At 72.3% G+C, this 14161-nt stretch carries 12 protein-coding genes; all 12 read left to right on the top strand.

Annotation, left to right across the window (positions count from 1 at the left end; translation table 11 throughout):
* The first annotated feature begins 52 nt into the window (after positions 1–52).
* The 12 genes from LXT21_RS18015 to LXT21_RS17960 all read left to right on the top strand — a co-directional run bounded on the left by LXT21_RS18015 (position 53) and on the right by LXT21_RS17960 (position 14148).
* The gene (locus tag LXT21_RS18015; RefSeq protein ID WP_254039378.1) at positions 53–1375 is read left to right on the top strand and encodes a hypothetical protein; all 1323 of its coding nucleotides are present in this window, start codon (positions 53–55) and stop codon (positions 1373–1375) included.
* A gap of 15 nt (positions 1376–1390) precedes the next feature.
* Complete coding sequence (locus LXT21_RS18010) at positions 1391–2104, top strand: VTC domain-containing protein (protein ID WP_254039377.1); 714 nt, start codon at positions 1391–1393, stop codon at positions 2102–2104.
* 5 nt (positions 2105–2109) lie between these two features.
* Entirely contained in the window at positions 2110–3825 is a 1716-nt protein-coding gene (gene tmk, locus LXT21_RS18005; protein ID WP_254039376.1) for a dTMP kinase, read from the top strand.
* 15 nt (positions 3826–3840) lie between these two features.
* Positions 3841–4545 carry a DUF4956 domain-containing protein gene (locus tag LXT21_RS18000; RefSeq protein WP_254039375.1) on the top strand — a complete coding sequence of 235 codons (705 nt, stop codon included), beginning with the start codon at positions 3841–3843 and terminating at the stop codon, positions 4543–4545.
* Positions 4542–5324 (top strand): hypothetical protein, encoded by a 783-nt coding sequence (locus tag LXT21_RS17995; RefSeq protein WP_254039374.1) that lies wholly within the window; start codon positions 4542–4544, stop codon positions 5322–5324. Before LXT21_RS18000 ends, LXT21_RS17995 begins: the two co-directional genes overlap by 4 nt.
* A gap of 132 nt (positions 5325–5456) precedes the next feature.
* Positions 5457–7082 (top strand): metallophosphoesterase, encoded by a 1626-nt coding sequence (locus tag LXT21_RS17990; RefSeq protein WP_254039373.1) that lies wholly within the window; start codon positions 5457–5459, stop codon positions 7080–7082.
* Positions 7083–7213: 131 nt separating this feature from the next.
* Positions 7214–8647: an RsmB/NOP family class I SAM-dependent RNA methyltransferase gene (locus LXT21_RS17985; protein ID WP_254039372.1), complete on the top strand. Its 1434-nt coding sequence runs from the start codon at positions 7214–7216 to the stop codon at positions 8645–8647.
* A gap of 25 nt (positions 8648–8672) precedes the next feature.
* Positions 8673–10451 carry a M61 family metallopeptidase gene (locus LXT21_RS17980; protein ID WP_254039371.1) on the top strand — a complete coding sequence of 593 codons (1779 nt, stop codon included), beginning with the start codon at positions 8673–8675 and terminating at the stop codon, positions 10449–10451.
* Positions 10452–10463: 12 nt separating this feature from the next.
* Positions 10464–11915: a hypothetical protein gene (locus LXT21_RS17975; RefSeq protein WP_254039370.1), complete on the top strand. Its 1452-nt coding sequence runs from the start codon at positions 10464–10466 to the stop codon at positions 11913–11915.
* Positions 11912–12349, top strand: coding sequence for a carboxypeptidase-like regulatory domain-containing protein (locus tag LXT21_RS17970; protein WP_254039369.1), 438 nt, complete (start codon positions 11912–11914; stop codon positions 12347–12349). The genes LXT21_RS17975 and LXT21_RS17970 overlap by 4 nt, the downstream gene beginning before the upstream one ends.
* A 282-nt stretch (positions 12350–12631) precedes the next feature.
* Positions 12632–13516: a ribonuclease HII gene (locus tag LXT21_RS17965; protein WP_254039368.1), complete on the top strand. Its 885-nt coding sequence runs from the start codon at positions 12632–12634 to the stop codon at positions 13514–13516.
* The gene (locus LXT21_RS17960) at positions 13513–14148 is read left to right on the top strand and encodes a hypothetical protein (protein WP_254039367.1); all 636 of its coding nucleotides are present in this window, start codon (positions 13513–13515) and stop codon (positions 14146–14148) included. The genes LXT21_RS17965 and LXT21_RS17960 overlap by 4 nt, the downstream gene beginning before the upstream one ends.
* Positions 14149–14161: the final 13 nt, after the last annotated feature.

Raw genomic sequence — 14161 nt, 5'->3', positions numbered from 1 at the left:
GGGCACCGCTGTTGCACAAGCGCTCTGCCGGCTGCGACGGGGAGGCGGGGACATGGGCGGGTGTCGGTGGGATGAGCTGGGGAGGCGGGGTCTCCTCGTCGCGGTCCTCGTGGGTGGACCGGCGTGGGCGACCCCGGCATCCGAGGGGGCCGAGGCCTCCGGTTCCGCCGCCTCGGTGGATGCGCTCTCTGGCGGCGTGGTGGATGGCGTGGAGCCCGTGGACTCAGGCCCGCCCGAGGGCTCCGAGCCGCTCGAGTCCACGCCGAGCCTGACGGAGGGCGCGCTGGCACAGGCGCTGCCGCCCCGCATCCAACCCGGAGATGCCGGCGACGCCGTGCGCCCGACGCCGACGACGAGCGCGGCGCCCACGGTGGAGCCCGCCGAGGCCGCGGCGGCCGCGAAGAAGAAGAAAAAGAAGCGCAAGCCGGGCGCGCAGCAGGAGGACTCCATCGGCGAGGACTCCACCGCGCTGGACGACACGCCGGACGACGAAATCCAGACGGTGCGCGTGTTCGGCCGTGTCTATGCGCAGGCCAGCGCGGACGAGCGCGAGAAGTTCGCGCGCACGCTGAGCATCAACTCGGCGCGCGTGGGCGTGGCGACGTCGCTGCCCAACCTCGAGGCCGAGGTGAGCGCGGACCTGGCCGACTCGACGATACTCAAGGACGCGTTCGTGCGGCTGTCCGACGACAACAAGCGCTTCCGCCTCTATGGCGGCCAGTTCAAGTCGCCCTTCCTGCAGCGTCGGCTGGAGGGCGCGTGGAGCCTGCCCATCCAGGGGCGCGGACTGGTGGAGGACTACCTGGGGGACGTGCACGAGCTGGGCGGACGGCGGCTGGGCTTCATGGGCGAGGTGCGCCTGAAGGGCCTGTGGGATTTGCGCATCTCCGCGGGCGCGTTCCAGGGCTCGCGCGACGAGCTGGGCGCGCGCACCAAGGAGGACCTGGCCGGGCGCATCACCGTGCGTCCCCTCAAGAAGATGCTCACCCTGGGCTTCAGCACGTACGTGGCGGAGGCGCTGGACCGCGCGCGCAGGCACGCGGTGGCGGCCGACGCGGAGCTGCGGTTCGGCGGCTTCAACGTGAAGGGCGAGGCCGTCACGGGCCGGCTGCCGGTGGGGCCGTTCACCGCGCAGCTGCTGCTGGCGAGCTGGACGCTCCCGGTGACGACGGAGTGGGCGCTGCAGCCGGTGGTGGGCGCGGAGGGTCTGCAACTGCGGGGGAATGTGGAGGGGCGAGGCCACTCGTTGCTCGGGGGTCTCAACCTGTTGTTGGGGAGTCGGTTCCGGGGGCAGTTCCAGGTGGAGCGCGCGCTGCGGCCGGGGGACGAGGCACCGGGCCTCGAGTACTCGCTGCAGCTCGCCACCCGCTTCTAATCACGGAGACACGCCATGCTCTCGTTCGCCGAGGGGGAAGTGACCAGGCTCCGGCGTGAGTTCAAGCTGGTGCTGGAGGAGGAGACGGCGCTCGCGCTGTGCGCGCGCCTGACGCGGGAGTTGGAGGGACAGGTGCCGGCGCCCACGCGCATCGTCTCCGTCTACTTCGACCGACCGGGCTGTCCGTTGGCGTCGCGCGCGCTGCGCACGCCGGAGGACTGCCTCAAGGTCCGCACGAAGGAGTACTCGCCGGACGTGGGCGCGGGGGGCGTGGAGCGCGTGGTGCTGGAGGTGAAGCGCGAGCGCCATGGCCTCACGCAGAAGCGGCGCGTCTGGGTGCCACGCTCGGAGCTGGGCCGCGTGCTCCGGGGCGGCGCGCGGCTGTTGCCGCTCATCGCCGGCGGCAGCCTGCAGCCGGTGCTCGCGGTGACGTACCAGCGCCACGTGTATCAGGCGTCGCAGGCGTGGCGGGTGACGGTGGACCGGGACATCGGCTACCACCACGTTGCCCCGGAGCTGGCCATGTCCCAGCTTGCGCTGACGAGCGAGCGGCTGGAGCCGCCCTTCTTCCGCGAGGGCCGCGTGGTGGTGGAGGTGAAGCACCTGGGGGAGGAGCTGCCCGATTGGCTGTCGTCGCTCAATCCGGGCGGCGCGCCGACGTACAGCAAGTTCGCAGAGGGGATGGCGAGGGCACCTGCCTTCGCCGTGGATGGGGTCGCGAGGGGATAGGCACCGTGTTCATCGACTTCGAGGGGATTGACGGCAGCGGCAAGACGACGCTCTCCAACCTGTTGGCCGGGAGGTTGAAGAAGCTCGGCTACCGGGTGGCGCACGCACGGGAAGGAGGCGAGCTGCGCTCGTCCACGGCCCGGCGCGTGCGGGAGCTGACGCGGGACGCGCGCCTGTTGGAGATGTCACCGCGCGCGGAGTTCTTCCTCAACCTGGCGCGCGACGCGCAACAACTGGAAGAGGTGGTGGCGCCCGCGCTGTCGCGGGGCGAGGTGTGCATCACGGACCGTTATCTGTACTCGCAGCTGGCGCTGAGCGGCGGGGGCCGGGGGCTGCCCATGTCCGAGCTCAAGCCCGCGTGCGAGCTGGCCTCTCAGGGCCTGTGGCCGGACCTGGTCATCCTGGTGGACGTGGACCCGGACCTGGCCCGCTGGCGCAAGCGGCTGGGCAAGACGCTGACGAACAAGTCAGAGGCGGGCGACAGCCGCAAGGGCATGGTGGGCGCGGGCCTGGCGGTGCGCGTGCGCGAGTCGTTCCTCGCGCTGGCGAAGGAGGACCCGCGGCGCTGGCTCATCATCGAGAACAACGACGCGCCGCTGCACGTGCTGGAGCAGCGCCTGGTCGACGCGGTGGTGGCGAGGCTGGAGGGGCGTGACACGCCCGTGCAGCGCATCGTCCCCGCCCCCGCATCGGTGCCCGCCTCGGGCCCCGTCGAGGTGGAGGACGTCGAGGCCCGCTTCTTCCAGGCGCTCGACACCGTGGAGCCGCGAGAGCCCGCGCTGGCGGTGTGGATGCTGGGGGGCCTGCCCGGGCTCGCCGCGCATCAGCGGCGACTGGACTTCGTGGAGCGCTTCCCCGCCCTCACGGCGCGCGGCCTCCAGGGCCTGGATGACGAGCCCGCGTGGACGCTGCGCGAGGTGCTCGCGCCGCTGGCGCCGACCCACGTGGCGTCGAGCATCTCCGGCCTCCGGGGCGCCCGCGCGGGGATGCTGCGGGAGCGGCTGTATGCCCAGGCGCCCGCGGAGGCGCTGCAGGGCCTCAAGGGCGACAGCTCACCCCAGGCGTGGAGCCTGCGCGAGCGCGGCGTGCGCGACGGGAAGCTGAGCGACGTGCTGCTGGGCCTCGCCGGCGTGGACGGCGAGGAGTCCTGGGTGGTGCGCGAGGCGGGCATGCAGCGGGGGCTGTACACGGAGGTGGCCCGCAGCCTGGGGGGGCTCTCCGACGCCCGCTCGGACGCGCTGCGCGAGGCGCTGTTGCCCCACGACAGGCTCGCGGTGCTGCGCGGGACGCAGGGCCTGGACACGCCGGTGGCCCGCGGCCTGCGGGAGGCGCTGGCGGACAAGGCCACCAAGCTGGTGCTGCGCTCGCTGACGGGGCTCTCCACCGAGGAGGCCTGGGCGCTGCGCGAGCGCGGCGCGCCGAAGACGAAGGAGGCGCTGGACTCGGTGGACGGGATGAACGACCCACGGGCGTGGCGCCTGCGCGTGGCCCACGCGAACCGCTGGCCGGCCACGGTGCTCTCCTCGCTCAAGGGCCTGCCGCTGGTGCCCGAGGCGCGCGTGCTCATCCAGCGCGTGCTGGAGGCCCAGCCCCGGAAGCTGCCCGCGCTTCGCAACGCCTATGCCGTCATCGCCACCGCGGCGGTGCTCGACACCCGGACCCCGCAGGCCCGCGCGAGTCGCCCGGCGGTGGAAGCACCCACGCAGCACGTCGAGCTCTGAGGGAACGCACACACCATGGAGGCCTCCATTCCGGCGCTCTTCGAGAGCGCCAAGTCGGAGCTGAACAGCCTGTCCATCACCGTGATGCTGCCGCGGATGCTCGCGGCGGCGCTCATCGGCACGGTGCTGTCCCTGCGGCCCTGGCGGCTCATCATGCGCCGGGCGCTGCCGAAGGCGGACATGATTCAGGCGCAGGTGCTGCTGTGCGCGGCGGCGGCGGTCATCACCGCCGTCATCGGTGACAGCGTGGCCAAGGCCTTCGGCCTGGTGGGCCTGGGCGGCTTCGTGCGCTTCCGCTCCGGCCTCAAGGACCCGCGCGACGCGGCCATCCTGTTCCTGATGATTGGCCTGGGCATGGCGTGTGGCCACGGCAGCCTGGGGTTGGCGGGCGTGGGCACGGTGTTCGTGGCGGCGCTGCTGTTCGTGCTGGACCTGTTCAACCGCGAGGCGCCCGCGGCGCCGAAGCAGCGGCTGCTGGTGTCCGCCCAGGCCGACGACCTGGTGGGCGCGGAGGCGTCGCTCCGCAGCGCGCTCGGGGAGCGCAACGTGATGGTGAAGAGCTGCGCGCTCGACTTCGACGGGCGGCGGCTGGAGCTGGAAGTGGAGGAGCCCGTGCCCGGCTCGCTGACGGCGGCGCTGGGACGGACGGAGGGCATGCCCCTGCGGGGGCTGCGGTGGACGGCGGTAGGCCCCAAGGGGACACGGGAGGAGCTGACATGACGCGCAGGTGGGTGGTCGCGCTCGCGGCCGGATGGTTGCTCGTGGGATGTGGTGGTGGAGGAAGCCTGCCGGGCGCGGGCCCCGGTCCCTCCAACCCGGACGGAGACGTGGGCCTGCCGGGGGACTCGCAGAACCCCGACCCGTCGAACCCGGACCCGGCCGCCACCACGCTGTGGCCGCTGACGACGGGCTCGCTCTGGGTCTACGACATCCAGGACCCGGTGCACGGCCGGTTCCAGAAGCGGGTGGAGGTGCTCGGCCCGCGCGACGTGCCGGGCGCCCCGGCGGGGACGACGGGCGTGCTGGTGCACAGCCGGCAGGACCGCGTGGCCACGGGCATCCTCTACGAGGAGTACTCGTGGCAGCTCGAGCAGAGCAACGGCCTCGTCGTGCGGCTGCGCGAGGAGGACCACCGCGACGGCGTGCAGGTGCGCACCACCACGTGGAGCCCCGCGACGGTGAAGTCGCTGGCGCGCGCGCCCACGACGGTGCCCTGGGCCTATACCAGCGCCGTGCAGGAGTTCACGGTGATGGGGGACGGCAGCAAGGACGACAGCGACCCGACGTACACGTGGCGCGTGCTGGAGGTGGGCGTGACGGTGCAGACGCGCGCCGGCACCTTCACCAACGCCATCAAGATTCGCCGCGACAAGCTCAACGACGCGGGCGAGGTGAAGGACGGCAAGGAGCGCTACTACTGGCTGGTGCCCGGCATCGGCAAGGTGCGCGAGGAGGGCGAGCGCACCGAGGACCTGGCCGCCTACGACATCAAGAAGTAACGCCTGCCTGCTGTCCTGGAGAGGGGCGTGCGAGGGCCCGCCTCGCCGCCCGCTCCATGACGGGAAGGTTGGATGAAGGTCGCGGAGTGAACGGTTGGGCCTCCGTCCCGAGATGGTTCGGGAGGAGGCTGCATGCATCGGAAGAACCGCTTCACCCCACTTCCCCTCGCCGTGGCCCTGACGCTGGTGTCGGGCATGGCCTCCGCGGGCGTCCTCGCTCGCGACCCTTATCTCCAGAAAGTGGGTCCCGACACGGCCCTGGTGGCGTTCCGCCTGGCGGCCAACTGCTCGCCCGAGGTGCGCTACGGCGTGGGAGCGACCAACGAGGTCGCCCGCTCGGAGGACTCGGGCAAGGTCCACGCGGTGGTCCTCACGGGGCTCAAGCCCGGCACCGAGTACACCTATGAGGTCAGCGCCTGCGGCCTGAAGACGCCCGCGAAGCAGTTCACCACCGCGCCCGTGCCCGGAACGCGCCGCGTGCACTTCGCCGCCATGGGGGACTTCGGCACGGGTGGCTCGGACCAGAAGCGCGTCACGGCCCGGATGCTCCAGACGAAGCCGGAGCTCTTCGTCGCCCTGGGCGACAACGCCTATCCGGACGGCACCGAGGCCGACTTCCAGGAGCACCTCTTCGTGCCCATGGCGGACCTGCTCGCGCAGGTGCCCCTGTTCGCCTCGCCAGGCAATCACGAGTACGTGACGAACCAGGGCCAGCCGTACCTGGACAACCTGTACATGCCCACCAACAACCCGGAGGGCTCGGAGCGTTACTACTCGTTCGACTGGGGGCACGTGCACTTCGTGTCGCTCGACTCCAACTGCGCCATCGGCCTGTCGTCCGCGGAGCGCTGCTCGCTGGCCAGGCAGAAGGCGTGGCTGGAGACGGACCTGGCCGGCACCACGCAGCCGTGGAAGGTCGTCTTCTTCCACCACCCGCCCTGGTCCAGCGGCGAGCACGGCTCGCAGCTCACCATGCGCCGTCAGTTCGCGCCCCTGTTCGAGAAGTACGGCGTGGACCTGGTGCTCACCGGGCATGACCACAACTACGAGCGCAGCAAGCCGATGAAGGGCGACGACGTCGCATCCTCGAACGGCATCCCCTACCTGGTGGTGGGCGGCGGCGGCGCGACGCTGCGCACGTTCGCCGCGAGCCAGCCGGCCTGGAGCGCCATGCGCGACAACAAGGCCTACGGCTTCCTGGACGTGGAGGTGGTCGACGGGCTGCTCACCGCGAACCTGCTGACGACGGACGGCAAGGTGCTCGACAGCCTCACGCTGCGCAAGGACCTGCCGCCCGTGGAACAGCCGCCCCCGGCGGACGCGCTGTCCGTCACCGTGGAGGGTGAGCGCGGCGTGGCCCCCCACCGCGCGCTCTTCCTGGCGACCACGTCCACGGACGTCCCGGTGAGCTGGGACTTCGGAGACGGCGGCTCGGCCCAGGGCCGCTCCGCGGAGCACACCTACGCCAAGGCGGGCCAGTACACGGTGACGGCCACGGCCACGTTCGGCGCGGTGACGCGCACCGCCACTTCCGTGGTGACTGTCAGCGCCGCGTCCGGCGGCGGAGGCGGGGGCACCGACGCGGGCACGCCCGACGAGCGCCCCACCCCCACCCTGCCGGGCACGCCCGGCACCGGGGACGAGCCCGGCGGCGGCTCCGGAGGCTGCGCCGCGGGCCCCACCGCCACCCTCCTCCCCCTGGCGGGGCTGCTGGTGGCGGGGCTCCTGCGCCGGCGCCGAGCCGGCCGCTCCGACTGAAATCCCCCGCCCTCCCCGAGGCGCGGGCCTCCCCGGGTATGTCGGCGGGCGCGAAGGGCGTCCGGCGGCCACCCGGGTTTGCTTTCCCCGCTTGTCAACCCGCCCCGGGGATGCAAAGGCCCCTGCACGTCATGGCTCCCCCATCCAAGTCCCGCCGCTTCGCGCGGCCGTCCACGAAGAAGAAGTCCCCCTCCCCTTCGTCCGGCAAGAAGAAGCTCACGGCCGCCGAGCGCGAGCGCTCCACGCGTCCGCTGCGCGAGGACCTGGTGCTCCAGGCCTGCCTGGAGGCGTACGCGCTGGTGCGCCACGAGGGCCGGCTGTCGGACCGGGCGCTCGACTTCACGCTGCGCCGCAAGGCCAACCTCTACTCGTCGGAGCGCCGCGCCGTCGCCGAGCGCGTCTATGCGCTGCTGCGCCGCCAGCGCACCGTGGACTTCCTCCTGTCGCGCGCCCACCCGCGCTTCGAATCGCTGGATGCGACGCGGCAGGACGTGCTGCGCCTGGCCACCTCGCGCGTGCTGCACGGAGAGCCCCTGGCGGACGTGGCACGCACCTCGTCGCTCGCGCCCGGTGACGCGCAGGCCCTCTCCGGCCTGCCCCAGGCCGCCGCGGCGCTGGAGGCCCTGCCGGAGAAGAAGCGCTTCCCCATCGCCGCCTCGCTGCCGGACTTCCTCGCCGAGCGCTTCCTCGCGCTGTACGGCAAGGACGCCGCCCGCGCCGCCGAGGCGATGAACGAGCGCGCCCCGCTCACCGTGCGCGCCAACCTCCTCAAGGAGGACCGGGACGCCTTGGCCAAACGACTCGGCGCCGAGGAGGTGGAGTCGAAGCCCACAGCCCTGTCGCCCATGGGCCTGCACCTGGAGACGCGCCTCAACGTCTTCTCGCTGACGAGCTTCCGCGAGGGCTTCCTGGAGATCCAGGACGAGGGAAGCCAGCTGCTCGGCATGCTGGTGGACGCGCCGCCCACGCGCGTCGTGGACGCGTGCGCGGGCGCCGGCGGCAAGACGCTCCAGCTGGCCGCGCAGATGAAGAACCGAGGGGACTTGCACGCGCTCGACATCGACGAGCGGCGGATGGAGGACCTCAAGAAGCGCGCGCGCCGCGCGGGGGTGCACAACGTGCGCGCCCAACTCATCCCCGCGGAGGGGCCGGAGGTGGACACCGCGCTGGAGGCGCTGGTGGGCAAGGCGGACCGGGTGCTGGTGGACGCGCCCTGCAGCGGCACCGGGACGTTCCGCCGCAAGCCGGACGCGCGCTACCGCCTGACGCCCGAGGACCTGGAGACCCACTCCGCCCGGCAGAAGGCGCTGCTGGAGCGCTTCTCGCGGATGGTGAAGCCCGGCGGCCGGCTCATCTACGGCACGTGCAGCGTGCTGCGCGAGGAGAACGAGGCCGTCGTCGAGGACTTCCTCTCCCGCCACCCCGAGTACAGCGTGCGCCCCGTGGCGGAGCTGTTGGGCGCGGAGCTGGGAGCAAAGCTCGGCCCCGGTCCGTTCCTCCGGCTGGCGCCCCACACCCACGGCACCGACGGCTTCTTCGCGGCCGTCCTCGTCCGGGCGAAGTAGCCTGCCCGGGAAGAAAGGCCCGGCCATGTCCCCCACCGTCGTCCGCTACCGCGTCAGCCTGCCCCGGCCCCACTCCCACCTGCTGGAGGTGGAGGCCACCTTCCCCGAAGGCTCCGCGGCCCTGGAGGCACGGATGCCGGTGTGGACGCCGGGCAGCTACCTGGTGCGCGAGTTCGCGCGGCACGTCCAGGACGTCACCGCGTCGACGGTGGACGGGACGGCCCTGCCGGTGCGGCGGGTGGACAAGCAGTCGTGGCACGTGGACGCACGGGGCCAGGCCGTCACGCTGCGCTACCGCGTCTACTGCAACGAGCTGACGGTGCGCACCAGCCACGTGGACGGCACGCACGCGTACCTCAACGGCGCCTGCGTGTTCCTCTACACGGAGGCGACGCGCGAGCGGGAGCACCACGTCACCGTGGACGCGCCCCCGGGCTGGACGTCGTTCTGCGCCCTGGGTCAGCGCGACGGGGCCTTCGTGGCGAAGGACTACGACACGCTGGTGGACAGCCCCATCGAGGTGGGTCCGCACACGCCGCTGACGTTCAGCGTGGCGGGCGTGTCCCACGAAGTCGTCGTCTGGGGCGACACGCCGGCGGACCCGGAGCGGCTGTGCTCGGACTTCCAGCGGCTGTGCGAGGTGCAGGCGCGGCTGTTCGGCGGGCTGCCCATGTCGCGCTACCTGTTCCTGCTGTACCTGACGGACAAGGGCCGCGGCGGATTGGAGCACCAGGCCAGCACCGCCCTGCTCTTCCCCCGCACGGGCCTGTCCTCGGGGCGCGGCTGGGAGGATCTGCTCACGCTGGCCGCGCACGAGTACTTCCACCTGTGGATGGTGAAGCGGGTGAAGCCCCGGGCGCTGGTGCCCTTCGACTACTCGAAGGAGAACTACACCGCGCTCTTGTGGGCCTTCGAGGGCAGCACCGCGTACTACGACAACCTCATCGTCCGCCGCGCGGGGTTGATGTCCGCGCAGCGCTACCTCACGCGCCTGGGCGAGACGCTCACGCTGCTGCACTCCACGCCGGGCCGACGCACGCAGACGCTCGCGGAGGCGTCGCTGGTGAGCTGGGTGAAGCACTACCGGCCGGACGAGAACTCGCCCAACAGCGCCATCTCCTACTACCTGAAGGGCGAGGTGGTGTCGGCCCTGCTCGACCTGGAGATCCGCCGCGCCACCAGCGACGAGCGCGGGCTGGATGACGTGATGCGGCTCTTGTGGGAGCGCCACGGCGACGGCTCCGGGGTGGACGAGGGCGGCGTGGAGGCGGCCGCGAGCGAGGTGGCGGGCGTGGACCTGTCGGCCTTCTTCGAGCGGGCGCTGCGCACGACGGAGGAGCTGGACTACTCGGTCCTCGCGCACGTCGGGCTGGAGGCGAGCTTCCGTCCGCGCGAGTCCGCCAGTGACAGGGGCGGCACCCCGCCCAAGGGCAAGGCCACGGAGGCTCGGACCAAGGGCTGGCTGGGCCTGACGCTCAAGGGCAGCGCCACGGTGGCCACGGTGCTGGACGGCTCGCCGGCGCAGGACGCGGGGCTGTACGCGGAGGACGACGTGCTGGCACTGGACGGCTGGAAGGCGGACGGCGCGGCCCTCGTCGCACGGTGTGAGGACAAGCGCCCCGGGGAGACGGTGCGCGTGACGCTGTTCCGCCGGGACAAGCTGCTGGAGGTGCCGGTGGTGCTGGGCGCCAAGCCCGCGGAGGCGGTGTGGCTTTCGCGCGTGGACAAGCCCACCGAGGCCCAGAAGGCCGCGTACCAGTCCTGGCTCGGCGCCCCCTGGGACGAGGCCCCCGGCGCGTCATAGGCTTCGGGGGACATGTCCTCCGCCTCCATCGCCTGTCGCCAACATCCCCGGGAGCTCGCCGGGTGGCAGTGTCAGTCCTGCGACGCGTCGCTGTGTCCGGAGTGCGCCGTGGGGCGCCGCGTCCAGACGGTGGAGCTGGTCGGGTGCGGCCTGTGCGGAGGCGACGCGGAGGTGCTCCACCTGCACCGCGACGTGGTGCCCTTCACCCGGCGGCTGCGCAAGGCCTGGCGCTACCCCTTCTCCGCCGCGGGCCTGCAGCTGCTCGTCGCGCTGAGCATCTTCCTGGCGACGGTGGGCTGGCTCGCGGAGAACGCCTTCCTCGTCATGCGGCCGCCGCTCATCGCCTTCTACGGGGGGCTGTTCTGGGCGACCTTCTTCGGCCTCGTGCGCGAGACGGCGCGCGGCGACACGGCGCTCGACATCCCGGACTTCAGCGACATCTTCCGCGACGCGCTGCTGCCCGGCCTGCGCGGGCTGCTGGTGTTCCTGGTCGCGGGCCTGCCGCCGCTCGTCTACGGGCTGTGGGCGCACCCGGGCGGCGGCGCGAAGCTGGACATGTTCGCGTGGTTCATCCAGTGGCGGATGCCGCCGGGGCTGACGGCGGACCCGGTGTTCTGGCTGCTCGTGCTGGTGGGCTGTCTGTGGCTGCCCATGGGCCTGTTGCTCGCGGCGTCGGAGCACCCCGTCTCGCACATGCTCAACCCGGCCATGGTGCTGCGGCTGGCGCGGGGCCTGGGCGCCGACTACCTGGTGGCCTGCGCCGCGCTCGCGGGGCTGCTCGTCGTCCATGGCGCCGCGCACGTGCTCGCGATGGCGGTGCGCGCGCTGGACCTGGTGTTCATCTCCCGCTTGCTCGCGGAGGCCGTCACGCTGGTGGTGCCCTTCCTGGCGGCGCACGTGCTGGGCCTGCTGTTGTACGTGCGCGGAGACCGCGTGGGCTACGCAGAGGCGAGCGACTACGTCTCGCCCGTGCTGGGGAGCGCCCAACCCACCCGGGGGTCCGCCCCGCTGGGGGGAGCTGGCGTGCAGCGGGACACCCCCGCGCCGGAAGCGGAGGCTCCCGGGGTGGAGACACCCGGCGCCCAGGTGGACGCCGCCGAGCAGCTCGCCGCCCTCGCCTCGGCGGTGGGAGGGCGCGACGTGGCCCGGGCGCTGTCGCTGTATGCCGGCTTGGAGCAACTGCCCGCCGCGAGGGTGCCTGCCGAGCACCACCTGTTCATCGGCCAGGCCGCGGCGGTGGAAGGAAACTTCCCACTGGCTGTCACCGCGTTGGAACGCGCCGCGGACGTGGCACCGGATTCGCCCACCGCGCCCCGGGCGCTGGTCATGCTGGCGCGCGTGCTGGGCGAGCGGATGAATGACGCGGCGCGCGCGGAGGAGGTCTACCAGTACGTGCAACACCGCTATCCGGACACCCAGGCCGCGAGATTCGCGAGCGAGCGCAGTCGCCCGCGCGCGGATTGAACGGGGTATTGCCGCACGCGGGCATCGGCATCACCTTCCAGTGCATGATTCGGGCGTGTGGATGGGTGGGTGGGCTCCTCGGACTCGGCATGATGCTGTCCGGCTGTGACGACGCGCCTCGCATGTCGCGAGGCCATGACGAGTGCGAGACGACGCTGATGGCCGTGCGCGTGGCCGTCGTCTCCGCGGACGGCGCTCGCGTGCGAGGCGCCACCGTCACCGCCACCAACGTGACCTCCCACATCAGCATCTCCGGCGTCACCGGCTCCGACGGCGTCACCACCGCCGTCAACGAGACGCTGGCGCCCAGCCCGGTGCGAGTCACGGCCACCGCCGGCTCCAAGGTGTCCCCCGCCGCCCATGTGGAGTGGGTGTGTGACAGCTGCAACTGCGCGCCCGAGCCGTCCGAATTGACCCTGGAGTTGAGCCCCTGACAGGCCCTCGGGCCCCCAACTTCCCGGGCATCTCACGGTTTTCCATGTGAGATGGCACCGCAGAGGTTGTGTTCGGCCGGTCCGATGCGGTACGGCTTGGAGCCATGCGTCAGACCCGCATGCTCGCCACCTCCCGCCTCTTCCTCGTCCTCGGAGCCTCCCAGCCTTCGGGCGCTCCCGTGTGTACGGCGGTGGGGACGTGTTGTGGCGGGAGCCGCGTTCCCCCTCTGGGGAGCCCCGCGTGGCGTCCTACCGTTCCGGTAGCTCTTCGGGTCCGCCAGCATGTCCATCGATAGCCGGGAGCAGTGGCTCCAGTGCGCGCTCGGCGAGCTGACCGAGCGCTTCGTCAACCAGGCACAGCCCCTCCCCTCGGGCCTGCTGGAGGCGCTGGACGCGGACCCTCGTCGGGGTGCCCAGTCGCTGGCGCGGCGCATCCGCGCGAGGCAGGAGCGCAACCGCTCGGAGGGCCAGCGGCTGCGGCACCTGCTGCGCTTCGAGACGGAGCTGTGGGAGCAGGGGCTGGTGCACGTTGCGGGGGTGGACGAGGCGGGCATGGCCCCGCTCGCCGGCCCCGTCGTGGCGGCCGCCGCGGTGCTGCCCAGGAGCTACCGGCTCAAGGGCCTGGACGACTCCAAGAAGGTGCTGGACGCGCAGAAGCGCGAGGCGCTGGCGGAGTCGCTCAAGCGCGACGTCGTCGCGTGGGCGGTGGGCCGGGCGGAGGTCGAGGAGATCGACCAGCTCAACATCTACCACGCGGGTCTGCTGGCCATGCGCCGCGCGGTGGAGGGGCTGGGGCTCAAGCCCGACTACGTGCTGGTGGACGCGCGGACGATTCCGCAGTGCCCGGCGCCGCAGCGCGGAATCATCAAGGGTGACTCGCTCTCGATGAGCATCGCGGCGGCGTCCATCCTGGCCAAGACGACGCGGGACCGGCTGATGGCGGAGCTGGACGCGCGCTACCCGGGCTACGGCCTGGCCGACCACAAGGGTTACCCGACGGCGCGCCACGTCCAGGCGCTGCGGGAGAAGGGAGTGCTGCCCATCCACCGACGCAGCTTCGGTCCGGTGAAGGAGGTGCTCGGGCTGGTGGAGCCCGGTGAGCCGTCCCCTGCGCAGGCAGAGCTGTTCACCGTGGAGCCCATCGCGACGACGAGGCGCAAGTCATGAGCACGGACCGAGACATCGACGGTTGGCTGTCGGAGCGGGGCATCTCCCTCCCGGACGCGAAGCAGCGCGCGCGCGCGGTGTTGGAGGAAGCGGGCCTCACCCGCCCCGGCAAGGCGCGGATGAGCGAGCCCAAGCTGCTCAAGGCGGCGGAGGTGCTGGACGGGCGGTTCTTCTCCGTGTGCTCGGATGGGGCGTGCGTGAAGGTGGCCCAGGCGAGCGGCCGGGAGCCCCTGCGCGTGGAGCCTCGCAGCCACTGCGCCAGGTGTGGGGGCTCGGCGAACCACCGGGCGGAGGTGGCCTTCGTGGAGACGTGTCACCGGCTCGGCGTGAGCAAGGTGGTGGTGGTGGGCGGCTCGCCGGCGGTGCGCGAGGAGCTGGAGTCGAAGCTCGGGCCGCACATCGACCTGCGCATGGTGGACGGCACCGAGCGGCGCACGTCGGACCGGGCCCGCAGCGACTTGGAGTGGGCGGACCTGGTGCTGGTGTGGGGGGCCACGGAGCTGCACCACAAGGTGAGCGGGCACTACACGCATGGAGGCCCGGCCTACAGCCGCAAGGTCGTCCACGTGGTGCGCCGGGGAGTGGCCGCGCTGCTCGAGGAAGGCATGACGCACCTGGAGCGGGCGCGCTGAACCGCCAACAGTG

The sequence above is a fragment of the Myxococcus guangdongensis genome, assembly GCF_024198255.1.
In the GTDB taxonomy this organism is placed as follows: Bacteria; Myxococcota; Myxococcia; order Myxococcales; family Myxococcaceae; genus Myxococcus; species Myxococcus guangdongensis.
Note: the sequence above shows the minus strand (reverse complement) of the source record. Positions and strands in the feature narration are given on the sequence as shown.

What these genes read in the sequence shown, in the direction of transcription:
- LXT21_RS17995 (WP_254039374.1), top strand. Translation starts at nt 4,542, where the DNA reads ATGACGCGCAGGTGGGTGGTCGCGCTCGCGGCCGGATGGTTGCTCGTG.
- LXT21_RS17985 (WP_254039372.1), top strand. Translation starts at nt 7,214, where the DNA reads ATGGCTCCCCCATCCAAGTCCCGCCGCTTCGCGCGGCCGTCCACGAAG.
- LXT21_RS18000 (WP_254039375.1), top strand. Translation starts at nt 3,841, where the DNA reads ATGGAGGCCTCCATTCCGGCGCTCTTCGAGAGCGCCAAGTCGGAGCTG.
- LXT21_RS17990 (WP_254039373.1), top strand. Translation starts at nt 5,457, where the DNA reads ATGCATCGGAAGAACCGCTTCACCCCACTTCCCCTCGCCGTGGCCCTG.
- LXT21_RS18010 (WP_254039377.1), top strand. Translation starts at nt 1,391, where the DNA reads ATGCTCTCGTTCGCCGAGGGGGAAGTGACCAGGCTCCGGCGTGAGTTC.
- LXT21_RS17980 (WP_254039371.1), top strand. Translation starts at nt 8,673, where the DNA reads ATGTCCCCCACCGTCGTCCGCTACCGCGTCAGCCTGCCCCGGCCCCAC.
- LXT21_RS17975 (WP_254039370.1), top strand. Translation starts at nt 10,464, where the DNA reads ATGTCCTCCGCCTCCATCGCCTGTCGCCAACATCCCCGGGAGCTCGCC.
- LXT21_RS17960 (WP_254039367.1), top strand. Translation starts at nt 13,513, where the DNA reads ATGAGCACGGACCGAGACATCGACGGTTGGCTGTCGGAGCGGGGCATC.
- LXT21_RS18015 (WP_254039378.1), top strand. Translation starts at nt 53, where the DNA reads ATGGGCGGGTGTCGGTGGGATGAGCTGGGGAGGCGGGGTCTCCTCGTC.
- LXT21_RS17965 (WP_254039368.1), top strand. Translation starts at nt 12,632, where the DNA reads ATGTCCATCGATAGCCGGGAGCAGTGGCTCCAGTGCGCGCTCGGCGAG.